The sequence below is a fragment of the Nocardiopsis sp. KDC1DS13DA1 genome, from assembly GCF_055632325.1.
In genome coordinates, this window is sequence record NZ_JBVMUY010000004.1 from 22,646 (window position 1) to 44,885 (window position 22,240).

The window sequence follows — 22,240 nt, forward strand, 5'->3', positions numbered from 1 at the left end:
CCGGGGTGATCTTCGCGCTGGTCGTACCCCCGGGCTCCCACCGCCCCCGGGTCGCTTGGACGGTGCGGGCCCTCTAGGCTGTGTCCGTCCGGTCGGGGCCAGCGTTACTCGTCCCCATCGACGCCTTGAGAGTCAGGATAACGCAGCGCGGTGCGGCGCACAGCGCGATTTCGCCCAGGGGAGGGTGCCGTTCATGGCGGAGGGCACGCGCGGCGCGGTCATGGTGAGCCTGCCCGACCGCGAGGACGCCGACGAGCTGGCCGAGCAGTTGCTGGAGCAGGGCTACGAGCCCTGCCGCGTCCACCGGGACATGCTCGCCGGGGAGGACGACGCGGAGGACGCGGACTGGGTGATCGAGGTGCGCACCGGTCCGCACGGCGGTCCGGCGGTGTTCGACGAACCGCACCTGTCCGCCCTCGCGGAGGACTACGGCGGGTTCGCCGCCGCGGAGTAGGGCGGGGAAGTGTTGGGGCCCGACCGTCGTTTGAACCAGACGAGACGGGGGCACACCGCCCGGATCATTGCCTTGAGCTCGTGTTTTGCCTACGCTTCCGACACCGCTCGCACAACGTCCCACGTGGGGGAGGTCCCGCGGCCGGCGGGGCACGGGGAGGGCGAGTCCGTCTGGGAGGGGAAGTGCGATGAAGGCCACCGAAGCAGCCCGGCTGCCAGTCCGTCCGGGGGAGGACCCCTGGACGCCGGAGGAGATCTCCGAGGTCCGCGAACGGCTCCAGAACGAGATCGCGGCCCTGCGCGAGGAGATCCGCGAGAGCGAGGACGAGCTCGCCGCCCGGCTGAGCGACCCGGTCGAGGGCGCGGGGGACGACCCCGCGGACACCGGGGCCAAGGCCTTCCAGCGCGAACACGATCTGGCGTTGGCCTACAATACTCGTGACCTGCTCGCCAAGGGCGAGCGGGCGATCGAACGGATGGACGCGGGAACCTACGGGGTCTGCGAGTCCTGCGGTCAGGCCATCGGGAAGGCACGTCTGCAGGCCTTTCCCAGAGCCACCCTGTGCGTCACCTGCAAACAGCGCGAGGAGCGTCGCTGACTGAGGTAGAGCCCTCCGGGGACAGCAACATGACCACGCCCGACACCGCCGGGGCGCGGCCGCGCAGGTATCTGCTCCTGCTGCTGGTCGCGCTCGCCGCGGTCCTCGCCGACCTCGCCACCAAGCAGTGGGTCCTGTCGACCTTCTCCGAGGGGGAGAGCGTCGACGTGATCGGTGGGATCCTCCAGTTCACGCTGGTGTACAACACCGGGGCGGCGTTCTCGCTGGGCACCGACCACACCTGGGTGTTCACCGCCATCGCCACCGCGGTGGTGGGGGCCATCGCCTACATGGGCCTGCGCGTGCGCAACGTCTGGTGGGGGATCACCCTCGGGCTGATGATGGGCGGGGCGGCCGGGAACCTCCTGGACCGTCTCTTCCGCGCCCCCGCCCCCTTCCACGGCGCGGTCGTCGACTTCATCCGCGTGCCGTACTGGCCGGTGTTCAACGTCGCCGACTCCTGCGTCGTGGTGGGCGCGTGCCTGGTGGTGCTGCTGACCTTCCGGGGGATCAACCTGGACGGCAGCCGGGCCGCGGACGAGAAGAAGGACGGTGTGACCGGCCCTCCGGGCGAGGACACCGACGAGGGGACGGGCACGTGACCGACACACGGAGTCTGCCGGTACCCGACGGACTGGAGGGTGACCGGCTCGACGCGGCGATCGCCCGTATGTTCGGGCTGTCGCGCACCCGGGCGGCCGAACTCATCCTCGACGGCAGCGTCCTGGTCGACGGGGCCGAGGCGGGCAAGTCCGACCGGGTGCAGGCCGGGGCCTGGCTGGAGATCACGCTCCCGCCGCCGCCCACCGCGCCCGTGCCGCGCCCCGACCCGGTACCGGGTCTGCGGATCGTGCACGAGGACGCCGACATCATCGTCGTGGACAAGCCGGTCGGGGTGGTCGCCCACCCCACGGTCGGCTGGACCGGCCCCAGCGTCCTGGAGGGGCTGCTCGCCTCCGGCGTCCAGGTGGCGACCAGCGGGGCGGCCGAGCGGCAGGGGATCGTCCACCGCCTCGACGCCAACACCACCGGCCTGATGGTCGTCGCCAAGAGCGAGACCGCCTACAGCGTGCTCAAGCGGGCGTTCAAGGAGCGTACCGTCGACAAGCGCTACCACACGCTGGTCCAGGGGCACCCCGACCCGCTGCGCGGTACCGTCGACGCGCCCATCGACCGGCACCCCTCCGGGGACGGGCGCTGGGCCGTGGTCGCCGGAGGCCGTCCCTCGGTCACCCACTACGACACCCAGGAGGCGTTCCGGGCCGCCAGCCTGCTGGAGATCAAGCTGGAGACCGGGCGCACGCACCAGATCCGCGTGCACATGGCGGCGCTGCGCCACCCGTGCGTGGGGGACATGCTCTACGGCGCCGACCCCACGCTCGCCGAGCGGCTGGGGGTACGGCGCCAGTGGCTGCACGCGGTACGGCTGGGCTTCGACCACCCGACCGAGCACCGTCCGGTGGAGTTCTCCAGCCCCTACCCGGATGACCTCGCCGCGGCGGTGGAGAAGCTGCGCGAGGACTGAACCCCGCACGCCCCGCGGGGGCGGTCAGGAGGCGGTGCGCCCACCTGGCCGCCCCCGTCGCGTTTCCCGCCGCGGCCCGCGCCGCGTCCGCAGGACCCCCTGGCACAGGGCCGCGCCGAGGATGACGATGACGGCGCCCAGCGGCTGGTTCCAGGTCAGGCTCTCCCCCATGAGCACGGTGCCCGCCGCGATCGCCACGACCGGTACCACGTAGGTGACCGTCGTGGCCACGGTGGCGCCCGCGGCGCGCACGATGGCGTACTGGAGGATGTAGGCCAGCCCGGTGCCCAGGGCGCCCAGTGCGGCCACCGACGCGACCACCCGCCAGTCCATGCCCGTGGGACCGTCGGTGGTCAGCGGTGCCAGGACGACCAGCGGTACCGCGCCCAGCATCAGTTGGAGGGTGCTCAGCTCCAGGGCGCCGTGCGGGCTGCCGGCCACGAAGCGCCGCAGGTAGGGCGTACCGAGCCCGTAGCAGGCGGTCGCGCCCACCACGAGCAGCATGCCGACCAGCGCGTCCCGGTCGCCGACCGACACCTCGTCCAGGGAGTTCCACACCCCGAACACGGTGAGCACGCCGACGAAACCGATGGACAGGCCCAGCAGCCGGTCCCGGTCGGGGCGCTCGTCGGCGAGCAGGAGCATGGAGAACACCACGGCGAACAGGGGGGTGGAGGCGTTCACGATGCCCATGAGCGCGGACGGGATGAGTTGCGCGGCGTACCCGAACAGGGTGAAGGGCACCGTGTTCAGCAGCAGCGCGGTCACGAACAGGTGCCCCCAGAGCCGGGGCGAGCGCGGCAGCCGTCCGCCGCGCAGCAGGAGGACGACCAGGAGCGGGAGCGCTCCGCAGGCCATCCGCCCCAGGGTGAGGTGGACCGGGGCCAGCGCCTCGGCGCCGATCTTGATGAAGGCGAAGCTCGTTCCCCAGATCAGGGCCAGGAGCACGAACTTGGCGCGCCAGTCGGACAGCACGCGGACGACGGCCCCGGACGTGGTCGGGGACGGGGAGAGCACGGACATGCGACCGTTGTACCGTCGTCGGATCTCTTAGGTCTACTTATATTTCCTTAATCAGTGCGTTAGTGTTCCTTACATGCTCAGTGTTGACCGGCTCCGTGTCCTCCACGCCGTCGCCGCACACGGCTCCCTCAGCGCGGCCTCCCAGGCCCTCCACGTCACCAACTCCGCGGTGTCCCAGCAGCTGACCAAACTGGAACGCGAGGTCGGCCAGCCCCTCATCGAGCGGACCGGTCGGGGCGTGCGCCTCACCGACGCGGCCGAACTCCTCGTCGAGCACACCGCCCGGATCCTGTCACTGGTCCAGCGGGCCGAGGCCGAACTGGAGGCCCACCGCGACGACGTCGTCGGCCATTTGCGGCTGTCGGCCACCCCCACCGCCGTGCGCGGCCTCCTGCCGCACGCCCTGGTCGCCCTGCGCGACGCCCACCCCGGCCTGCGCCTGGAACTGCACGAGGAGGAACCGCACGAGAGCCTGCCCGCCATGGCGCGCGGAGACGCCGACCTGGCCATGGTCGTGGACTGGGACGGCGCACCGTTGGACCTGCCGAGCGGCATGAGCCGGGCACCGCTCATGGAGGACGTCGGCGACATCGCGCTGCCCGCCGACCACCCCCTGGCCCACCGCGAGCTGCTGGACCTGGACGAGATCCTCACCCTGCCGTGGATCAGCTGGTCGCGCAGGTCGATCTGCGACGACTGGCTGCACGACATGATCCGCTCGCGCGGCGCCGAACCCGTCATCATCCACAACGTCGAGGAACACCAGACCAAACTGGCGCTCATCGCCGCCGGGATCGGCGCCGCGGTCATGCCCCGGTTGGGCCGCGGACCCGTCCCCGAGGGGGTGCGGATCGTGCCCGTCCAACCCGCGCTGGTCCGTCAGGTGTACGTGTTCTGGCGGAGCGACGGCTCACGACGGCCCGCCATCCGCGCGGTCGTGCGCGCGCTGCGGGAGTCCGCCGCGGCCTACGCGGAGTGAGAGGTGCCCGCCTTGGTCCTGCGCTGCGCTTCGGACCGGGTTCGCCCGGGCCGACCACTCACCCGGCGTACAGCAGACCGGGCGGCGCCGCGGCCGGGCTGACCACCTCGGGGTCGGTGCGCACGTCCACCAGTGTGGGCAGATTCGCCTCGACCGCCTCCGCCAGCGCCTTCTCCAGCTCCTCACCGGTCTGGACGGTCGCCCCCAGGGCGCCCAGCGAACGGGCGTATCCCGCCAGGTCGAGCACCCCGGCGATCGGCCCCGGCTCCCGCGCCTGGTGCGTGGCGATGGTCGTCCCGTACCGGCCGCTCTGGAACACCACCACCGTGATCGCCGCTCCCTCCCGGACGGCGGTCTCCAACTCCTGCCCCGTCATCAGCGTGCCCCCGTCCCCGGCCACCGCGACCACCGTCCGCTCCGGGGCGGCCAGCTTGGCGGCCACGGCCGCGGGCACGGCGTAGCCCATGGCTCCGCTGGTCGGAGCCAACTGCGTGGCGGCGTGGCGGTACCACCAGCCCCGGTGCAGGAACGACGCGAAGGCGCCCGAGTCGTTGGTGACGAGTGCGTCCGCGGGCAGCGCCGCACGCATCCCCGCCAGGACCGCCCACGGGTGCATCCCCGGCCCCTCGTGACCGTCGGACCCCGGTGGGACGCTCGCGCTCGCCACCCACCGGCGGCGGGCGGCCGACCAGTCGCGGAAGGGAGCCTGTTCCCGGGCCTGGGCCAGCTCGCGCATCGCCTGACCGGCGTCGGCGACGGCACCGAACCACAGGTCGCTCCCGGCACCCACCTGGCCGGGGTCGATGTCGATCTGGGCGACCCGGACACCGCGCCCCGGCTCGGGAAACCGGAACCCCTGGGTGGTGGTCTCGCTCATCCGGCACCCGACGACCAGGACCGCGTCGGCCCCGCGGAGCGCCTCCAGCACGGGTGCTGGAGTCTCCAGTCCCAGGTGGCCGAGGTAGAGGGGATGGTCGTTGGGAAACACGTCCTGGCGCCGCCACGCCGCGTAGACCCCCGTGCCGAACCGCTCCGCCACCCGCACGAGGTCGTCGCGGGCGCCGCGGGCCCCGCCGCCCGCGATGATCACGGGTCGGATCGCGCGCGTCAGCCAGGACGCCAACCGGTCGCGCGCGGCCACGCCCAGCGGCGGGCGCGGCACGACCGGTGGTTCCGGTACGGTTTCCCACCCGACGCGCTGACCGAGCAGGTCGCCCGGTACCGCGACGGCCACCGGCCCCGGGCGGCCCGTGGTGGCGACCCGGATCGCCCTCGCGGTCGTCTCCGCCAGCCGGTCGGCCCGGTGCACGGTGGTCGACCACTTGGTGATCGGCGCGTAGAACGCGGTGAGGTCGACCTCCTGGAACGCCTCCCGTCCGAGCCGCCCGGTCTCCGCCTGCCCCAGGAACACGATCATCGGTGTGGAGTCCTGCATCGCCGTGTGCACGCCCACCGCCAGGTTGGCCGCTCCCGGGCCCCGGGTGGCCGCCGCCACGGCGGGGACCCCGGTGAGCTTGGCCTCGGCCTCGGCCATGAACCCGGCGCCGTTCCCGTGCCGGGTGGCGACCAGGGACACCGAGGGGTGTCGGTCGACCGCGTCGGCCAGTTCGGGGAGGCCCTCCCCGGGGACGGTGTAGCAGCGTCTGATCCCGGCCGCCGCGAGGACCTCCACCACGGCGTGTGCGGCGGTGTCGGCAGGGGGTCGGGGGCGGGCTGTGGTCATGGGGCGGGTCCTTCCATCGTCGCAAGGTCCACTCGGCGCGCCGGGGCGCCTGCGGCCGACTCTGGCATTGCGCCCGATACCGGTCAAGGCGGTCGGGCGGGCCCGTGGAAGGCCGGGAGCGCCCATCCGGCGGGTCCCGCGGGGCCGCCCCTCCGGCCCCCGCGGACCGGCGCCGCCGTGGCCGGACCTCAGCCCACACCCCACCACCGGAGCCCTGCCGTGGTCGCCGCGGCGACCACGACCACGACGAGGAAGGGGGCCCGCAGGACGAGGGCGACCACGGCCGCACCGACCCCGCTCATCCGCGCGGTGTCCCAGGCCAGCGACTGACCCTCGCCCCTCAGCGCCTCCACGGCGATCAGCGCGGCGAGCAGGGCGACGGGGACGGTCATGGCGAACCGCTGGAGCCGGGGGTCGTCCAACAGGCGGCGCGGAGCGGCGAGCCCCGCGTACTTGAGCAGGTAGCACCCGGCGGCGGTGGCGATCAGGGCGATCCACAGGGTCATGGCCGACCCTCCTCGACGGACGCGCGGTCGGTCCGTGGCTCCGCCTCCCGGGTGGGGCCCAGGAGTGCGACCAGGGCGGCCGAGGCGGCCAGCAGCACCGGCACCCCGGGTGGCAGGAGGGGCGTGGCGGCGAGCGCGACACCCGCGCCGAGCAGGGCGACCACGCGCACCCGCGCACCCCCGTCGCGGAGCCGAGGCCACAGCAGCCCGAGGAAGACGGCGGGCCCCACCGCGTCGAGTCCGAACGCCGACACGTCGGCCACCCGGTCCGTGGCCAGCGCCCCCACCAGGGTCGTGACCACCCAGGACGTGCCCAGGACCGCGTAGGTGGCGGTGAACGCCGCACGGGCCGTGGCCCGGTCGGTGTGGGGCAGGGTCATCGCCGCGGTCTCGTCGATCACCCCGTGCGCGGCGACGGCCCGCCGCACACCGCGCCACCCCAGGACATCGGCCAGCCGGAGGCCGTAGAGGGTGTTGCGGGCACCGAGCAGCAGGGCCCCGAGCACGCCCGCGACCAGGCTTCCGCCTCCGGCGACCACGCCGACCAGGGCGAACTGGGACGCGCCGGTGAAGGCGAACAGGCTCAGGAACACCGCCTGCGCGGGCGAGAGCCCGGCGGTCACCGCGGCGGTGCCGAAGGCCAGGCCGGCCGCGCCCACGGCGACACCGAGCCCGACGCCGTCGCGCACGGCCGCGGAGCGTGGGAACGAGGGAGCTTTCACGTCCACCGACGGTAGGTGCGCGCACCGGTCCGGGTCTTGAACGTTCTTGCGCGCGTGGACGGCGGCTGCCTCAGGAGGCCAGGATCGCCCGCTGGTAGGTAGCGGGAGGCACCCCCAGATGGCGTTTGAAGTGGCGGGTCAGGTGCGGCTGGTCGGCGAAGCCCACCTCGGCGGCGACCTCGCCCACGCGGCGGCCGGAGCGCAGCAGGGAGCGGGCGCGGTCGATCCTGAGCTGGTTCAGGTAGGCGTGCGGCGGCAGGCCGTGGGCGGCGCGGAAGGCCCGGGTCAGCGCGAACGGCCCCATCCCCACCTGTGCCGACAGTTCCTCCAGGGTGGGCGGGTCCACCATCCGCTCCGCCAGGACCTCGCGGGCCAGGGCGACCTGTGGCCGGGCGGTGCGCTCGACCGGCTCGGAGGCGCGTTCGCGTCCGTGGGAGCTCAGCAGCAGCCCCATGCCCCGCCGCGCGTGGGAGGAGGCGGCCAGCGGCTCGCCCCGTTCGGCGGCCAGGTGCGCGCGGGCCAGGACCCGGGCGGCCCCGGGCGCGTGGATGCCCGAGTCCGTGAAGGCGGGCGTTCCGCGCATCCCCAGTTCGCGGGCGACGTCCTCGACCACCGCGGGGGAGGGGTAGAAGACCCGGTAGCTCCACCCCTCCGGGATCCCGGCGTGCCCCGTGTGCACCTCGCCGGGGCCGACCACGGCCAGACCGCCCGGACCCACGCGCGCGTCGCCGCGCTCGTGGGTGTACTCCTCGATCCCGCCCGTGATGACCCCGATCGTGTACGTGGGGTGGGTGTGGCGGACGAACGCGGTGGTGACGAACCGTGCGGTGAGCAGTTCGGTGTCGGGCAGGCCGGAGAAACGCCAGTAGCGCGCGTGCTCCACGCGCGGGTCCTCGACGCAGGGGTGGACGGTCTCGGTCTGGCCCATGCCCCCAGAGTAGGGGCGGTGCCCCTGGGCGGTCCGGTTCCGGGGCCGGTTAGTCTGCGGTCATGACCAGTACCGAACCGCTGATCCGCCTGGCCGTCGGCGACCACGACCGCGCCGCGGTGTTCGTCATCCGGGGGGCCGTGTTCGTCTCCGAGCAGCAGGTGCCCGTCGAGGAGGAGTGGGACGAGCGCGACACGACCGCCGACCACCTGATCGCCCTGGTCGACGGGGTCCCCGTGGGCACGGTCCGACTCGTGGACGAGGGCGGGGGAGTCGGCCTGCTCGGCCGGCTGGCCGTGCTGCCCAAGGGGAGGGGGACCGGTACCGGGGCGGCCCTGGTGCGCGCGGTGGAGGACCGGGCCAGGGAGCGCGGGTTCGCGAGGGTCGAGCTGCACGCGCAGACCCACGCGCTCGGTTTCTACGAGAGGCTCGGGTACACCGCGCACGGCGAGGAGTTCCTCGACGCGGGTATCCCACACCTGCACATGGTGCGTGACCTGCGCTGACCCGCTCCCGCGGATCGGGGTGTGACCGAGAGCGCGCGGTACGGGACGTCTTCCTGGAATACTACCGAGTAGGATTCGGTTTGATGTTCGTGCCCCCAGTCGCCCGTGCCCACCCCGATCCGACGAGGAACACATGACGGTCAACACGCAGCCGGTCGCCGCACTGCCCGACCCCCGGGAGTACGGCCTCCCCGTCGTCGACGCCGCCGACATCCCCCTGGAACTGCGCTCCCTGGTGGCCCGCGTCCACGACCTCATCGACGCCGTCGCCAACACCGAGGCGGGCACCGACACCCTCGCCGAGGCCGCCGCGACCGTCGAGGCGCTCACCGGTCGGCTCAACGTCGCCCGCCGCGAGGTCGGCACCATGGTCGAGCGCGACCTGCGGGACGGCACGACGGAGTACGGCACCATCACCAACATCGTCGCGGGTGACACCAACCCCGCCGCCCCGCCGCTCTCCCTGGAGCGGACCGCGGAGGGCCTGCGCGGCGAGGTCACCCTCAACACCGTCTACCAGGGCCCGCCCGGCCTGGTCCACGGCGGATGGGTCGCGGCCCTGCTCGACCAGGCCGTCGGCAGCGCCGCCGCCGTCGCGGGCATGCCCGGACTCACCGCCAGACTCGAGGTCGACTACCGCAGACCCACCCCGCTGTTCACCCCGCTGGAGATCACCTCGCGCGTGACGGCGGTGGAGCGGCGCAAGGTGTTCGTCTCCGGTGAGATCCGCGCGGGGGGCGAGGTCACCGCCGAGGGAACCGCCATCATGGTGCAGCTCAAGCTGCCCGAGGCCGGTGCGTAGCCGCCGCGGGGGACAGACGGTAGTATCGGCGTCATGATCCACCGCTATCGCGTGTTTAGCCAGCCGACGGTCCCGTCGGCCGCTGACACGTAGGCGGACACAGGGATCGTCGGCAACGGAGCACCCGGGCATCGCCCCGGTGCTCCTTCGTCTTTCAGGCGGCCGATGCTCCCCACCGACGGCACCCCGACGGGACGTTCGGCCGCACCACGTCCACACCCGTTGGAGAGCACCGTGCACCGTCCGGCCACCACGCCCGAGCCCGCCGCCGACGAGCGGATCCGCCACCTGCGCGGCCGCATCGACCAGATGGACGCCGAACTCGCCGAACTCCTGGAGCGCCGCGCCCTCGTCGCCGCCCAGGTCCAGCGGCTCAAGCCGGTCGGCTACTTCGCCGGACGCGACGCGCGCCGCGAGCGTGAGCTGGTCGAGCGCATGGCCGAACACGCCCCGCGACTGGGCGCCGACCGCATCGCCGAGATCATGGACAGCGTCATCAGCACCGGCCTGTCCGCCGCCCAGGAGGAGGCTGAACGGGGCCGCTGAACGGCTCCGGTCCCACGGCGCGGGGAACCGGCCGCCCCGGCACCGCGTCCCATTCCCCGAGGCCCGGGTCCTGCCCCCACTCCGGGCCGTGACGGGAGGGACGATGGCCTGGTTCCGCGGACGGAGGGAGACCGCCTCCCACGCGTCGCCCGAGGTACGGAGACGGCGCCTCGACGAGCAGCGCCGTGCGAGGCTGCGCGGGGAGGCGAACCGCTGGCTGCTGCCCGCGCTGCTGCTCCTTCTGGTGGGTTTGGCGTCCGCCGTGTTCGCCGGGGCCTGGGCGGTGGACAACCACGCGCTCGACACCCGGGGCGAGGACGGTACCGGGCAGGCCGTCTGGGTCCTCGCCGACGATCAGTACGTCTGGTACGAGCGCGACGGTGAGTGGCGTACGGACCCCGCACTCAGCGACGGGGACCGCGCCCACGGAACCCCCGTCGCCGTCGAGGTGGTGCCCGGCCCCGACCCCCTGGTCGCGATCGACGGTGCCCGGCACCCGGCCGGGGCGGCCGTCGCCGTCGCGGCCGCCTCCCTGGCCCTCGGGGCCGCCCTCTTCCTCCTGCACCTGAGGGTGTCCAGGGACCAGCGCGAGCTTCCCGGGCGGCGCGGTGTGACCGACCTGGCGCTCGACACCTTCCTCAGCGGTCGGGGGATGATGTTCTCCTTCATCGCCCTGATCACGTTCGGCGTCCTCGTGCCCGTCGGTGTGGTGGATCCGGTACCCGTCGACAACCCCAGACGCACCACGGCCACCGTTCTGGACGTCTGGCGGTGTTCGGGGCGCGGTTGCGCCCACGAGGACGGGGAGGTCTCCTACGTGGTGCGGGGCAGCGAGTACGTCCGGGAGGTCGAGAACGTCGCCTCCGGCGTGGGGGAGGAGATCGAGGTCCTCTACGACCACGACGACCCCGGTGACGTCGTGACCGCGAAGGCCGCCGTCAGAGGAGACGCGTGGTCCGTCGGCCTGGTCCTCCTGACCGTCTTCCTGTTCGGTCTCGCCTTCCACGGGGCGGCCACCCAGCCGCTGCGGGTGCTCCGGCGACGCCGGAAACGCCGAACCTGACCCTTTCCGTTCAGGGACGCCCCACGTCCACCCACACCAGCCGGTGGTCCGAACTGGGGAAGGGGCGGTCCCCCGTCAACCGGAACAGCGGGTCGTCCGCCGCGGGCCAGAACACCCCCGCCCCGCCCACGGGCAGCTCCGCCGACGGCAGGACGTAGTCCGCGCGCAGGTGCCCCTCGGGCGGCGCGGCCTCCGCGTCCAGGGCGGCGGCACCCAGTCCTCCCCTGCTGGAGGGTGCCACGTCCCGTACCCGGGGGTGCTCCAACAGCTGGGTGACCGCCTTGGGGTGGCCCTCACCCGCTCCCGGATCGGCGTTCAGGTCCCCCGCGACGACGAACGGGGCTCCGGGGGCCAGCCCGCCCCGCCGCCCCCCGTCGTCGTACAGGTGTCCCGCGTCCGGGGACAGGTAGTCGACCCAGAACCGGATCTCGTCGTGGTTGCGCAGCACGTTGCGCCGCTCGGGGCCGTCGAAGGCGGGCGGTGTCGGGTGGCTCGCCAGTACGTGCACCGGACGGCGTCCGCCCACGTCCACCGGCACGTCCCAGTGGCTCTTGGAGGACAGCCGCAGGACCGCCAGCGCCTCCTCCGCGTGGAACGGCGCCCCCGTGTCGGGGCGCACCGGAAGCAGGGCACCGGGCAGGTCCGCCCAGCGGAACGTCCGGAACGTGCGCACCCGGTCGGTGAGGACCGGGTACCGGGAGAACAGGACCATGCCGTACTGGCCCGGGAACAGCCCGAAACCGAACGCGTCCCCGGCGTAGGCGACGCTGCCGGGCTCGGTCGCCACCCGGCCGTCACCGTCCAGGTCCGCCCCCGAGGCCACACCGGTGTTGACCGGGGCCGTGTACACGTACGGGTACTCGATCGCCTCGGCACCCCGGTGTCCCACCGACAGGTAGCGGTCCTGGAACAGCCGCGGCCCGATCCCGTGGGGGTCGTGGTCGAACTCGTTGACGAGCAGGACGTCGGGGCGCACGCGCTGGACGACCTCGGCGACGTTGCGCAGCTGCGCGCCGCCCGGCCCGGCCAGCTCGGCCAGCAGCGCCCCGGACTCCGGGCGGGTCAGCGCGGCGTTGAAGGTCGCGAACCGCACCAGGCCGGGTTCGGGCGGACCCGGCACCGAGGGCGAGACCGCCGACACCGGACGCGCCGGGCGCACGCCTGAGGACGCCAGCACCAGGGTCGCGGTCGAACACATGGGAGGACCTCTCACGGGCAGGACGGGGCACGCCCGCCCCGTCGGCCGGACGTTAGCAGGTCGCCCGTCCACAGGGAACGCAAACCGGTTGTCCCGCCCGCCCCGCCTTGCTTCAATGCCCCCCATGGAACCGATGCGCCCCTTCCGCTGGAACATCGCCCGCGGTGACCGGCTCGGCTCACTCCTCGACGGAACCGGCCACGAGCATCCGTACCTGCCCTGGATGACCGAGTGCGCCGCCAAGGTTCTCGCCCGCAGCTCCGACGGGGACCTGTACTTCGTCGGACGGTCGGCGGACAGCGTGTTCGACCTGCTCAGCGGAGCGCTCGCGGGCACCCCGTACGCGTCGCGGCTCAACCTGCTCCCGCTGTCCCTGTACGGTCTCGACGGCACGGGGCTCACCCGGGGCGAACGCGCCCAGCTACGCGTCAACCTCGCCGCCTGCGGCCTCTCGCCCGGGGAGCTCGCCGCGCGGCGCCGACCGGTGGTCTTCGCCGACCTCGTCCTGCACGGGTCGACGTTCACCAACCTCCACCGCGAACTGCTCGACTGGATCGACGACGAGCGCGCCGCCTGGAACGTGATCCGCACCAGGCTCCGCTACGTGGGCATCACCGGTCGGGAGAGGACCAGCCCGAACACCTGGCGGTGGCAGCAGCACGAGGACTGGGTCCGGGACCTTCCGGGCAGGGCCGTGCGCAACGTCTCGATCGACCCGAACCTGTGGCGGTACCTGGGTAACCACCAGCCCAAGACCGCCCACTCCTTCCGACGCACGCGCTGGTCCGACCCGGAGGTGAGGGTGCCGCGCCACGACGGGGAGGCCCGTCGGGGGCTGGCCCAGGCGGTCGCCCTCCACCAGCACGGCCGTACGCGCCGGGTGCGGGAGGAGATCCACGCGGTGCTCACCGGTGAGCCGACCTTCCGCGAGTCCTGGTTACGCGACGTCGCCCGCGCGCTCCGGGGCGGTCGGACCGCCGGGGTCGGCTCCGGATCGGCCGGGGCCGGGACGGGCACCGCCGTCCGTCACCGGGGCCGCGGCGGCGGGTCCGTGATCCGGGTCGCGGCGCCGTGACCCAGGCCCGTGCCGACCGGGACCGAACCCGGTTTCCTCGTCCACAGGGGTCCGCGAGAGTCGTGGGACGGGCGTAGGCTCAGGAGTCATCACCCGTCCGTCGACCCTCCTGGGGGCACCCGAACCATGGCTGACTCCTTCACCCATCTGCACGTCCACACCGAGTACTCGATGCTGGACGGCGCCGCGAAACTCAAGCCCCTGTTCAAGGAGGCTTCGCGGTTGGGCATGCCAGCGGTGGCCATGACCGACCACGGCAACATGTTCGGGGCCTACGAGTTCTTCCACCAGTCGAAGGGCACCGGGGTCAAGCCCATCATCGGCATCGAGGCGTACGTGGCGCCCGAGTCCCGCTTCCACAAGAAACGCGTCTTCTGGGGCCGGGCCAGCGGATCCGACGACGCCGCGGCCGAGGGCGGCAAGGACATCTCCGGCGGCGGCCGCTACCTGCACATGACCATGCTGGCCCAGAACGAGGCCGGGCTGCGCAACCTGTTCAAGATGTCCTCCCTGGCCTCCGTCGAGGGCTACTACATGAAGCCCCGCATGGACCTGGAGCTGATGGCGGAGAACAGCGAGGGCATCATCGTCAGCACCGGCTGCCCCTCCGGTGGTGTGCAGACCCGCCTGCGCCTGGGCCAGGAGAAGGAGGCGATCGCCTACGCCTCCCAGCTCCAGGACATCTTCGGCAGGGAGAACGTCTTCCTGGAGCTGATGGACCACGGGGTGGCCATCGAGAAGGAGGTCCGTGACGGTCTGCTCAGGGTCGGCCGCGAACTGAACATCCCGCCGCTGGTCACCAACGACTCCCACTACGTCTACGAGAACCAGGCCGCCGCGCACGACGCTCTGCTGGCCGTGGGCGTGGGCAAGAACCTGGACGACCCCACCAGGTTCCGGTTCAACGGCTCGGGCTACTACCTCAAGACCGCCGACGAGATGCGCGGCATCCTCAACTTCGACGAGTGGGCCCAGGGATGCAAGAACACCCTGCTCGTCGCTGAGCGGATCGAGCCCGACGCCTATGACGCGGTGTTCGCCGAGCGCGACCTCATGCCCACCTTCCCGGTGCCCGAGGGCGAGACCCAGTCCTCCTGGCTGGCCAAGGAGGTCGAACGGCTGCTGCGCGGGCGCTACCCGGACGGGATCAGTGACGAGGTCCGCAGGCGCGTCGACTTCGAGCTGGGCATCATCAACGAGATGGGCTTTCCCGCCTACTTCCTGGTGGTTTCCGACATCTGCCAGTACGCGCGCAAGGCGGGCATCGCGCTGGGTCCGGGCCGCGGCTCCGCGGCCGGGTCGATGATCGCCTACGTCCTGGGCATCACCGATCTGGACCCCCTGGAGCACGGCCTGCTGTTCGAGCGGTTCCTCAACCCCGAACGCGTCACCATGCCCGACATCGACCTCGACTTCGACGAGCGTCGGCGCGGGGAGATGATCGACTACGTCACCCGGCTCTACGGCGAGGAGCGCGTCGCGCAGATCCTCACCTTCGGCACCATCAAGGCCAAGGCCGCGGTGAAGGACTCCACGCGTATCCTCGGCATGCCCTATTCGGTGGGCGACCAGATCACCAAGGCGTTCCCGGCGGCCGTCGGCGGCAAGGAGATCCCGCTCGACGCCGTGTTCAACTCCGAGCACGAGCGCTACAGCGAGACCACCGAGCTGCGCGGGCTGGTGGACAACGACCCGCAGGTCGCCAAGGTCATGGAGACCGCGCGCGGTATCGAGGGGCTGACCCGCGGTACCGGCGTGCACGCGGCGGGCGTCATCCTGTCCAAGGAACCCCTGCTCGACGTCATTCCGCTGCACAAGCGCGACACCGACGGCGCCATCATCACCGGCTTCCCGTTCCCGCAGTGCGAGGACATGGGTCTGCTGAAGATGGACTTCCTGGGCCTGCGCAACCTCACGATCATGGACGACGCGGTCAAGTCCATCAAGGAGGCCGAGGGGGTCGAGCTCGACCTGGCGCAACTGCCGCTGGACGACAAGAAGACCTACCAACTGCTCTCGCGCGGCGACACCCTGGGCGTGTTCCAGTTGGACGGCGGCGCGATGCGCAACCTGCTCAAGCGGATGGAGCCGAAGAAGTTCGGTGACATCGCGGCCGTCCTCTCCCTGTACCGGCCGGGCCCGATGGCCGCCAACGCGCACAACGACTACGCCGACCGCTCGAACGGCCGCCAGGAGATCACCCCGATCCACCCGGACCTCAAGGACGCTCTGGAACCGATCCTGGGGGAGACCTTCCACCTGCTCGTCTACCAGGAGCAGATCATGGCCATCGCCCAGCAGCTGGCCGGGTACAGCCTGGGCGGCGCGGACCTCATGCGCCGGGCGATGGGCAAGAAGAAGAAGGAGGCACTGGAGGCGGAGGAGGCCAAGTTCTTCCCCGGCGCCGCCGAACGCGGCTTCTCCAAGGAGGCCACCCAGGCCCTGTGGGACGTCATGCTGCCCTTCGCCGGGTACGCGTTCAACAAGTCGCACGCCGCCGGATACGCCCTGGTCTCCTACTGGACCGCCTACCTGAAGGCCAACTACCCGGCCGCGTACATGGCCGCGCTGCTGACCTCGGTCAGTGACGACAAGGACAAGATGGCGGTCTACCTGGCCGAGTGCCGCACCCAGGGCATCAAGGTGCTCCCGCCGGACGTCAACGAGTCGGGTCTGCGCTTCACCCCGGTGGGCAAGGACATCCGCTTCGGCATGGGCGCGGTCCGCAACGTCGGCGCCAACGTCGTCAACTCCGTCATCAAGACCCGTACGGAGAAGGGCAAGTTCACCTCCTTCACCGACTTCCTGTCCAAGATCGAACTCGCCGCCTGCAACAAGCGCGTCATCGAGTCGCTGGTCAAGGCGGGCGGGTTCGACTCCCTGGGCCAGCCGCGCCGTGAGCTGTACCGCCACCACGAGACGGCGGTCGACGGCATGATCAGCTCCAAGAAGCAGGAGGCGCACGGCCAGTTCGACCTGTTCGGCGGCGGTGACGATGACGGCGACTCCACACCGATCGGGCTGAACATCCAGTGGGGCGACGAGGAGTGGGACCGCAAGACCAAGCTCGCCTTCGAGCGCGAGATGCTGGGCCTGTACGTGTCCAGCCACCCGCTGGCCGGCGCCGAGCGCATCCTGGCCCGCTCGCGTGACACGTCCATCGCCCAGATCGTCGCCGGTGAGCTGAGCCGCGAACGCGGCGAGGTGCGCATCTCCGGTCTGATCTCCAAGGTGGACAAGCGCGTCAACAAGGCGGGCAACCAGTGGGCGATCGCCACGGTGGAGGACCTGGACGCCAGCATGGAGGTCCTGTTCTTCCCCAAGACCTATCCGCTGTACGTGGAGGCCCTGCTGGAGGACACCGCGGTCACCGTCAAGGGCCGCCTCAACGAGCGCGACGGCACCTACTCGATGTTCGCCTCGGAGATGTCGATCCTGGACATCTCGCACGTGTCCGACGGTGAACCCCCGGTCCTGCTGACCGTGGACGAGAAGCGGCTCACCACGGAGCTGGTCGACGACCTGCGCCAGGTCCTGAGCTCCCACAGGGGGGAGACCCCGGTCCGGATCCGGGTGGACAATCCGGTGAGGTCGCGGATCTACGCCGTGGACCGGTACTCCGTGCGGATCTCCCCGGCGTTCAACAGTGAGATGAAGAGCCTGTTGGGGGCCTACGCGGTCGACTACTGACGGCTGTGCCCCGAGGGGGTCCCGTGTGCCGGTTCGGGCACGCGGGACCCCCTTCGCCGTGTCCGGGGCCGACTTCTCCGCTCCGGTCTCTTGCATCAATCGAGTTAGCGATATATCTTTGACCTATCAGAACAAGTAATGACTGTCGTAGACAGTACAGACAGTCGTCTTGTGTCATCGCAGGCAGAAGGAGTGAGTCATGAGCGCCATGGCGCTACCCGGTCCCTGGTCCTGGGAGGGGCGCGGCGGTCGACCGTTCCGCGGTCCCTGGTCCTGGCGGCCGACCGACACCCCGCGCGGTCACCACGACTGCGGTCACGGCCACCACCGCGGACAGCACGGCCCCGAGGCGTCCGACGAGGAACACCACGAGCACCACCGGGCCGAGTTCGGCCACCGGCCGCCGCCTCCCCCCGGAACCCCCGTGCCGCCCGTCGTGCCCCCCGCGCCGCCCTGGGGCGGCGGCTCACAGCACGGGTTCGGCGGGTTCGGCGGCTTCGGGCCGCACGGAGGCCCCTTCGGGCACGGCGGAGGCCGTCGCGGCGGGCCCCGTGCCCGGCGCGGTGACGTCCGCACCGGGATCCTGCTGCTGCTCGCCGAGGAGCCGCGCAGCGGGTACGAGATCATCCGCGAGGGCCGCGAGCGCAGTGGCGGCATGTGGCGGCCCAGCCCCGGCTCCGTCTACCCCATGCTCCAGCAGTTGGAGGACGAAGGCCTGGTCAGCCAGATCGAGGGCGAGGGGCGCCGCCGCCCCTACCAGCTCACCGAGGAGGGCATCGCCCACCTGGAGGAGCGCGGAGCCGACCTCACCCCGCCCTGGGAGGCGGGGGCCGACGCCCACGCCGACACCCGATCGCGCTACGAGGAGGTCGGCGAACTCGCCTACCAGCTCAGCGCCGCGGCGGCCCAGGTCGCCCAGGCCGGCACCGCCGAACAGGTGGAGCGGGCCAAGCAGCTCCTGAACCGGACCAAGCGGTCCCTGTACCGGATCCTCGCCGAGGACGACACGGTCACCGGCCGGGCCGACACCGACGAGCCGGACACCGACTGACCGACCGCGGCCAGCCGTACGCCGCCCGGGCGCCGGAGACACCGCGTCCCGGAACGCATCGGGGCCGCCGGGGGCTCTCCGCCCCGGCGGCCCCTCCGGTGCCGTTACTCGCCGGTCACACCGTCGGCGAGTTCGCGCAGCACGTCCAGATGCCCGTTGTGCCGGGCGGTCTCCTCGACCATGTGCACCAGCACCCATCTCAGGGTGGGGTTGGGCCGGGCACGGCGGGCGGTCGTGCCCAGCTCCAGACGTGCGGTGATCTCCCGGGAGCGCGCGCACTGGGCGTCGTACTCGTCCAGGAGTTCGTCCAACGGCCGCCGCGCGCCGATCCGGAACTCCGCATCGGGATCCTCGGCCGAATAGGGGGCGTTGTCGGGTTGGTTCAGCATGACCGTCTCGAACCAGAACGCCTCCACCCAGCGCAGATGCGACACGATGCCGCCCACCGTCATCAGCGGCGAGGTCGGCAGCGGCGTCGCCCCCACGTGCTCGGGGGCGAGCCCGGCACACTTGAGGCGTACGGTCGTGCGGTGCCAGTCCAGCCACGACGAGAGCATCGTGCGCTCGTCGGCGGCCATCGGAGGATCGATCCGGGCGGGTCCGGTCAGGGGCGAGGGGACGGTGGTGTCGCTCATGCGGGTATTCTCCTTCCGGTCACGTCCCGCAGCCAGTGCTTTTCCCGGGGCGCCCACAGGCCCGGAAGAAGGGGGAACATGACCGGTCACAGTCGTGCGGAGGCGGCGCGCCGTGCGCTCCTCGTGGGCGCGTGCGTCCTGTTCGGCACGGCCCTGACCGGTGTCGCCCTGGGCCCGGTGTGGTGGCTTCTGGCACCCGACCGCGTGGTGGGCACCGCCCTCGGTGACGGCGGGGTCTTCACCGGAACCGCGCAGGAGGTGTTCGCGGGGGAGGCCTACTTCGCCCTCCTCACGGGGGCGGCCGGTATGGTCACCGGTTACGCCGCCTACATGGTCCAGTTCTCCCTGGCGCTCCGCCGCATGCAGGACCTGCGCCTGGTCTGCCTGGTCGCGGGTGCCCTGGGCGCGGTGGCCGCCGCCGTCCTCACCTGGCAGGTCGGAACCCTGCTCGACGCGCCCCTGCACGAGGCCGCGGCCGCCGCCGAACGGGGGGAGTCCGTCACGATCGGACTCGAACTGCGCGCGACCTCGTTCCTGATGGTCTGGCCCTTCCTCTTCGTCCTCCAGTACGGACTGCTGGACGGGATCAGCGCCCTGCGCTCCGACCAGCCGGGGGTGCCCCGCACCCTCCCCGAACCGGGGGTCCTGAGGGGGCCGCAGGGACCGGACACGACCGACACCTCCGGGGCCGCCGAACCCGGCCGCACCGGAACCGGGGACCCCGCCTCCTGAGCGTCGCGGTTCACAGGTTCTGGACGGTGCCCTCGTACATGCCGTCCAGCAGATCGCGGTACTTCTCCTCGATCGCCCGGCGACGCATCTTGAGGCTGGGCGTGATCTCGCCCTCCTCCACCGACAGGTCGCTCGGCAGGATCGCGAAGCGCTTCACGGTCTCGTGCCGCGGCAGATCCCGGTTCAACGCGTCGACGGCCTCCTGCACGACCGCCCGCACCGCGGGCTCCCCGGTCAGCGCCGTGTAGTCGAGCCCGCCCAGGCCGTTGTCGGCGGCCCACTCGGCGATCGCCTCGGGGTCCAGGGCCACGAGCGCCACGCAGTACGGCCGACGGTCCCCGTGCACGACCAGGTTGCTCACGTACGGGCACAGCGCCTTGAACCGGCCCTCGATGCCCTGCGGTGCCACGTACTTGCCGCCGGAGGTCTTGATCAGCTCCTTCTTGCGGTCGGTGATGCGCAGGTGCCCGTCCTCCAGCACGCCGATGTCCCCGGTCGCGAACCACCCGTCCTCGGTCAGCACCGCCTCGGTGGCACCGGACAGGTTGTGGTAGCCGCGCATCACCCCGCCGCCGCGCAGCATCACCTCGCCGTCCTCGGCGATCCTGACCTCGGTGCCGGGCATCGGCAGACCCACGCTCCCGAACCGCACCTGGCCCGGACGGTTGACGAACGTGGCCCCGCTGCTCTCCGTGAGCCCGTACCCCTCCAGGATCGTGATCCCCGCGCCGTGGAAGAACCGGCCGATCTCCGGTGCCAGGGGCGCGCTGCCGGAGACGAAGAACCGGAGCCGCCCTCCGAACCGGGCCCGCAGCCTGGCGAACACCAGACGGTCGGCGACACGGTGCTGGGCGGCCAGCGCACCGCCGGGTTCGCGTCCCCGCTCGCGTTCGCGCGCGACCCGGTCGGCCACGCCCGCCGCCCAGCGGAAGATCCGGTACCGGGCCGCACCACCCTCCCTGGCCTGGAGCACCACGCGGTTGTACACCTTCTCGAAGATGCGCGGCGCCGCCGCCATGAACGTCGGCCGGACCACGGCCAGGTTGTCCACGATCCGGTCCATGCGCCCGTCCACCGCCGTCCGGTAGCCGATGCGTAGCTGGCCCACCTGGATGACCTTGCCGAACACGTGCGCCAGCGGAAGCCACAGGTACTGCACGTCGTCACCGGTCAGCAGTGCCCGCCCCTGCGCGCGCAACTCCTGGTCGAGGGTGTGCAGGGCCTCGGCCTCGTACAGCCAGTTGGCGTGGTCGAGGCGCACCCCCTTGGGCCTGCCGGTGGTGCCGGAGGTGTAGATGAGGGTGGCCAGGTGTTCGGGGCGCACGCGTTCCACCAGCTCCTCGAACAGCCCGGGCCGCTCGGCGGCCAGCCGCGCGCCGCGCTCCTCCAGTTCGGTGAGTGAGATCACCCAGTCGTCGTCACCCCCGGCCGCGCCCTCGAAGGCGACCACCCGGGACAGGCCGGGCATCCGGGAGCGCTGGCGGAGCAGCTTGGCGACCTGTTCGTCGTCCTCGGCGAAGGCGACCATGCTGCCGGAGTCGGAGACGATGTAGGCGCAGTCGGGCGGAGTGCACGAGGGGTAGATGGTCGTCGTCGCCCCTCCCGCGCACAGCACGCCGAGGTCGGCCAGGATCCACTCGATCCGGGTGCTCGCCGCGATCGCGCACCTGGCCTGGGAGGTCACCCCGAGTGAGTGCAGCCCGAGGGCGATGTCGCGGACGCGGTCACGGGTCTGGGCCCAGGTCAGCTCGGTCCAGGTCTCACCATCGCCGTCCGCGGTCGGGACGGGGTGGGTGAAGGCCACCGCGTCGCCGGATTCGGCGACGCGGGCGGTGAACATGGCGGCGATCGAGGGAAAGGGGGATGAACTGTTGTTCATGTCACAACGCTACCCCCGGGTAGTGGGACCGGCAACGCCCCGTGGCCGACTGTGCGGGGAAGCACCGGCCCCTGTGGCGCGGGGGATGCGGGACCGTGCCCCCCGTCACTCAGGAGGCGCCGATCGGAGCGGTGACCGCCTCCGTCAGCCGGATCAGGTCCCGGGGCGCCAACTCCATCTGGAGACCGCGCCGACCCGCGGAGACGTAGACCGACACCAGTTCCGTCACCGACGCGTCGATCACCGTCCGAAGCCGTTTGCGCTGCCCCAGCGGGCTGATGCCGCCGCGCACGTAACCGGTGATCCGCTCGGCCCTGGCCGGGTCCGCCATCGTCGCCCGCTTCCCGCCGACCGCGGCGGCCAGCGCCTTGAGGTCCAGCGACGTGCTCACCGGCACCACCCCGACCGTGAACACACCGTCCACCTCGGCGACGAGTGTCTTGAGGACCCGCTCGTGCGGGACCCCCAGCGCGTCGGCGGCGTCGGTGCCGTAGGAGTGCCCGTCCGCACCGCCGTCCACCTCGTAGGGGTGCAGGGTGTAGGCGGTCTTGGCCCGCCCCGCGGCCACGGTCGCGGGTGTGCCCCTTCCACTCATGCCGGGAATC

At 72.1% G+C, this 22,240-nt stretch carries 22 protein-coding genes; 13 read left to right on the forward strand and 9 right to left on the reverse strand.

The features are described 5' to 3' along the window. Positions 1 to 193 precede the first annotated feature (193 nt). The 4 genes from ACTVAJ_RS01920 (at position 194) to ACTVAJ_RS01935 (ending at position 2,577) form a co-directional block, all read left to right on the forward strand. Positions 194 to 454 carry a hypothetical protein gene (locus ACTVAJ_RS01920; RefSeq protein ID WP_470386261.1) on the forward strand — a complete coding sequence of 87 codons (261 nt, stop codon included), beginning with the start codon at positions 194 to 196 and terminating at the stop codon, positions 452 to 454. 187 nt (positions 455 to 641) lie between these two features. Beyond that, the gene (locus ACTVAJ_RS01925) at positions 642 to 1,052 is read left to right on the forward strand and encodes a TraR/DksA family transcriptional regulator (RefSeq protein WP_470386262.1); all 411 of its coding nucleotides are present in this window, start codon (positions 642 to 644) and stop codon (positions 1,050 to 1,052) included. Between the two features lie 29 nt (positions 1,053 to 1,081). After that, positions 1,082 to 1,654 carry a signal peptidase II gene (lspA, locus tag ACTVAJ_RS01930; protein WP_470386263.1) on the forward strand — a complete coding sequence of 191 codons (573 nt, stop codon included), beginning with the start codon at positions 1,082 to 1,084 and terminating at the stop codon, positions 1,652 to 1,654. Further along, entirely contained in the window at positions 1,651 to 2,577 is a 927-nt protein-coding gene (locus ACTVAJ_RS01935) for an RluA family pseudouridine synthase (protein ID WP_470386264.1), read from the forward strand. The genes lspA and ACTVAJ_RS01935 overlap by 4 nt, the downstream gene beginning before the upstream one ends. 24 nt (positions 2,578 to 2,601) lie before the next feature. Here the strand turns inward: ACTVAJ_RS01935 and ACTVAJ_RS01940 are convergent, their stop codons facing one another. Further along, entirely contained in the window at positions 2,602 to 3,600 is a 999-nt protein-coding gene (locus ACTVAJ_RS01940) for a DMT family transporter (RefSeq protein WP_470386265.1), read from the reverse strand. Positions 3,601 to 3,673: 73 nt separating this feature from the next. Between ACTVAJ_RS01940 and ACTVAJ_RS01945 the strand changes: the two genes are divergently transcribed. Beyond that, a complete protein-coding gene (locus ACTVAJ_RS01945) occupies positions 3,674 to 4,579 on the forward strand; it encodes a LysR family transcriptional regulator (protein WP_470386266.1) in 906 nt (301 codons plus the stop codon). Positions 4,580 to 4,637: 58 nt separating this feature from the next. Here ACTVAJ_RS01945 and ACTVAJ_RS01950 read toward each other — a convergent pair whose 3' ends face one another. From ACTVAJ_RS01950 to ACTVAJ_RS01965, 4 genes are all read right to left on the reverse strand, one after another. Continuing rightward, on the reverse strand, positions 4,638 to 6,302 hold the full coding sequence (locus ACTVAJ_RS01950; RefSeq protein ID WP_470386267.1) for a thiamine pyrophosphate-dependent enzyme: 1,665 nt from the start codon (positions 6,300 to 6,302) through the stop codon (positions 4,638 to 4,640). A gap of 188 nt (positions 6,303 to 6,490) precedes the next feature. Beyond that, positions 6,491 to 6,808 (reverse strand): AzlD domain-containing protein, encoded by a 318-nt coding sequence (locus ACTVAJ_RS01955; protein WP_470386268.1) that lies wholly within the window; start codon positions 6,806 to 6,808, stop codon positions 6,491 to 6,493. Then, a complete protein-coding gene (locus ACTVAJ_RS01960; RefSeq protein WP_470386584.1) occupies positions 6,805 to 7,497 on the reverse strand; it encodes an AzlC family ABC transporter permease in 693 nt (230 codons plus the stop codon). The genes ACTVAJ_RS01955 and ACTVAJ_RS01960 overlap by 4 nt, the downstream gene beginning before the upstream one ends. 103 nt (positions 7,498 to 7,600) lie before the next feature. Beyond that, the gene (locus tag ACTVAJ_RS01965) at positions 7,601 to 8,458 is read right to left on the reverse strand and encodes a helix-turn-helix domain-containing protein (RefSeq protein WP_470386269.1); all 858 of its coding nucleotides are present in this window, start codon (positions 8,456 to 8,458) and stop codon (positions 7,601 to 7,603) included. A 62-nt stretch (positions 8,459 to 8,520) separates the two neighbouring features. On the opposite strand from ACTVAJ_RS01965, the gene ACTVAJ_RS01970 reads away from it, so the two are divergent. The 4 genes from ACTVAJ_RS01970 (at position 8,521) to ACTVAJ_RS01985 (ending at position 11,375) form a co-directional block, all read left to right on the forward strand. Next, a complete protein-coding gene (locus ACTVAJ_RS01970; RefSeq protein ID WP_470386270.1) occupies positions 8,521 to 8,964 on the forward strand; it encodes a GNAT family N-acetyltransferase in 444 nt (147 codons plus the stop codon). A 133-nt stretch (positions 8,965 to 9,097) separates the two neighbouring features. After that, positions 9,098 to 9,766: a PaaI family thioesterase gene (locus tag ACTVAJ_RS01975; protein WP_470386271.1), complete on the forward strand. Its 669-nt coding sequence runs from the start codon at positions 9,098 to 9,100 to the stop codon at positions 9,764 to 9,766. A 234-nt stretch (positions 9,767 to 10,000) separates the two neighbouring features. Then, positions 10,001 to 10,312, forward strand: coding sequence for a chorismate mutase (locus ACTVAJ_RS01980; RefSeq protein WP_470386272.1), 312 nt, complete (start codon positions 10,001 to 10,003; stop codon positions 10,310 to 10,312). A 103-nt stretch (positions 10,313 to 10,415) separates the two neighbouring features. Beyond that, positions 10,416 to 11,375 carry a hypothetical protein gene (locus tag ACTVAJ_RS01985; protein WP_470386273.1) on the forward strand — a complete coding sequence of 320 codons (960 nt, stop codon included), beginning with the start codon at positions 10,416 to 10,418 and terminating at the stop codon, positions 11,373 to 11,375. Positions 11,376 to 11,385: 10 nt separating this feature from the next. On the opposite strand, the gene ACTVAJ_RS01990 is transcribed toward ACTVAJ_RS01985, so the two are convergent. Beyond that, positions 11,386 to 12,573, reverse strand: a complete 1,188-nt coding sequence (locus ACTVAJ_RS01990) for an endonuclease/exonuclease/phosphatase family protein (protein ID WP_470386274.1) — start codon at positions 12,571 to 12,573, stop codon at positions 11,386 to 11,388. Positions 12,574 to 12,697: 124 nt separating this feature from the next. On the opposite strand from ACTVAJ_RS01990, the gene ACTVAJ_RS01995 reads away from it, so the two are divergent. The 3 genes from ACTVAJ_RS01995 (at position 12,698) to ACTVAJ_RS02005 (ending at position 18,389) form a co-directional block, all read left to right on the forward strand. After that, complete coding sequence (locus ACTVAJ_RS01995; RefSeq protein ID WP_470386275.1) at positions 12,698 to 13,648, forward strand: hypothetical protein; 951 nt, start codon at positions 12,698 to 12,700, stop codon at positions 13,646 to 13,648. Between the two features lie 126 nt (positions 13,649 to 13,774). Then, on the forward strand, positions 13,775 to 17,338 hold the full coding sequence (dnaE, locus tag ACTVAJ_RS02000; RefSeq protein WP_470386276.1) for a DNA polymerase III subunit alpha: 3,564 nt from the start codon (positions 13,775 to 13,777) through the stop codon (positions 17,336 to 17,338). A gap of 199 nt (positions 17,339 to 17,537) precedes the next feature. After that, on the forward strand, positions 17,538 to 18,389 hold the full coding sequence (locus ACTVAJ_RS02005; RefSeq protein WP_470386277.1) for a PadR family transcriptional regulator: 852 nt from the start codon (positions 17,538 to 17,540) through the stop codon (positions 18,387 to 18,389). Between the two features lie 104 nt (positions 18,390 to 18,493). On the opposite strand, the gene ACTVAJ_RS02010 is transcribed toward ACTVAJ_RS02005, so the two are convergent. After that, positions 18,494 to 19,024: a DinB family protein gene (locus tag ACTVAJ_RS02010; RefSeq protein ID WP_470386278.1), complete on the reverse strand. Its 531-nt coding sequence runs from the start codon at positions 19,022 to 19,024 to the stop codon at positions 18,494 to 18,496. A gap of 78 nt (positions 19,025 to 19,102) precedes the next feature. Here ACTVAJ_RS02010 and ACTVAJ_RS02015 point away from each other — a divergent pair, with 78 nt between their 5' ends. Continuing rightward, positions 19,103 to 19,756, forward strand: a complete 654-nt coding sequence (locus ACTVAJ_RS02015; RefSeq protein WP_470386279.1) for a hypothetical protein — start codon at positions 19,103 to 19,105, stop codon at positions 19,754 to 19,756. 10 nt (positions 19,757 to 19,766) lie between these two features. Here ACTVAJ_RS02015 and ACTVAJ_RS02020 read toward each other — a convergent pair whose 3' ends face one another. Then, the gene (locus tag ACTVAJ_RS02020) at positions 19,767 to 21,635 is read right to left on the reverse strand and encodes an AMP-dependent synthetase/ligase (RefSeq protein WP_470386280.1); all 1,869 of its coding nucleotides are present in this window, start codon (positions 21,633 to 21,635) and stop codon (positions 19,767 to 19,769) included. A 109-nt stretch (positions 21,636 to 21,744) separates the two neighbouring features. Next, positions 21,745 to 22,203 carry a Cys-tRNA(Pro) deacylase gene (gene ybaK, locus ACTVAJ_RS02025; protein WP_470386585.1) on the reverse strand — a complete coding sequence of 153 codons (459 nt, stop codon included), beginning with the start codon at positions 22,201 to 22,203 and terminating at the stop codon, positions 21,745 to 21,747. Positions 22,204 to 22,240: the final 37 nt, after the last annotated feature.

What these genes read in the sequence shown, in the direction of transcription:
- ACTVAJ_RS01955 (WP_470386268.1), bottom strand. Translation starts at nt 6,808, where the DNA reads ATGACCCTGTGGATCGCCCTGATCGCCACCGCCGCCGGGTGCTACCTG.
- ACTVAJ_RS02020 (WP_470386280.1), bottom strand. Translation starts at nt 21,635, where the DNA reads ATGAACAACAGTTCATCCCCCTTTCCCTCGATCGCCGCCATGTTCACC.
- dnaE (WP_470386276.1), top strand. Translation starts at nt 13,775, where the DNA reads ATGGCTGACTCCTTCACCCATCTGCACGTCCACACCGAGTACTCGATG.
- ACTVAJ_RS01950 (WP_470386267.1), bottom strand. Translation starts at nt 6,302, where the DNA reads ATGACCACAGCCCGCCCCCGACCCCCTGCCGACACCGCCGCACACGCC.
- ACTVAJ_RS01925 (WP_470386262.1), top strand. Translation starts at nt 642, where the DNA reads ATGAAGGCCACCGAAGCAGCCCGGCTGCCAGTCCGTCCGGGGGAGGAC.
- ACTVAJ_RS02005 (WP_470386277.1), top strand. Translation starts at nt 17,538, where the DNA reads ATGAGCGCCATGGCGCTACCCGGTCCCTGGTCCTGGGAGGGGCGCGGC.
- ACTVAJ_RS01965 (WP_470386269.1), bottom strand. Translation starts at nt 8,458, where the DNA reads ATGGGCCAGACCGAGACCGTCCACCCCTGCGTCGAGGACCCGCGCGTG.
- ACTVAJ_RS01995 (WP_470386275.1), top strand. Translation starts at nt 12,698, where the DNA reads ATGGAACCGATGCGCCCCTTCCGCTGGAACATCGCCCGCGGTGACCGG.
- ACTVAJ_RS01985 (WP_470386273.1), top strand. Translation starts at nt 10,416, where the DNA reads ATGGCCTGGTTCCGCGGACGGAGGGAGACCGCCTCCCACGCGTCGCCC.
- ACTVAJ_RS02015 (WP_470386279.1), top strand. Translation starts at nt 19,103, where the DNA reads ATGACCGGTCACAGTCGTGCGGAGGCGGCGCGCCGTGCGCTCCTCGTG.
- ACTVAJ_RS01975 (WP_470386271.1), top strand. Translation starts at nt 9,098, where the DNA reads ATGACGGTCAACACGCAGCCGGTCGCCGCACTGCCCGACCCCCGGGAG.
- ACTVAJ_RS01940 (WP_470386265.1), bottom strand. Translation starts at nt 3,600, where the DNA reads ATGTCCGTGCTCTCCCCGTCCCCGACCACGTCCGGGGCCGTCGTCCGC.
- ACTVAJ_RS01990 (WP_470386274.1), bottom strand. Translation starts at nt 12,573, where the DNA reads ATGTGTTCGACCGCGACCCTGGTGCTGGCGTCCTCAGGCGTGCGCCCG.
- ACTVAJ_RS02010 (WP_470386278.1), bottom strand. Translation starts at nt 19,024, where the DNA reads ATGAGCGACACCACCGTCCCCTCGCCCCTGACCGGACCCGCCCGGATC.
- ACTVAJ_RS01945 (WP_470386266.1), top strand. Translation starts at nt 3,674, where the DNA reads ATGCTCAGTGTTGACCGGCTCCGTGTCCTCCACGCCGTCGCCGCACAC.
- ACTVAJ_RS01920 (WP_470386261.1), top strand. Translation starts at nt 194, where the DNA reads ATGGCGGAGGGCACGCGCGGCGCGGTCATGGTGAGCCTGCCCGACCGC.
- lspA (WP_470386263.1), top strand. Translation starts at nt 1,082, where the DNA reads ATGACCACGCCCGACACCGCCGGGGCGCGGCCGCGCAGGTATCTGCTC.
- ACTVAJ_RS01970 (WP_470386270.1), top strand. Translation starts at nt 8,521, where the DNA reads ATGACCAGTACCGAACCGCTGATCCGCCTGGCCGTCGGCGACCACGAC.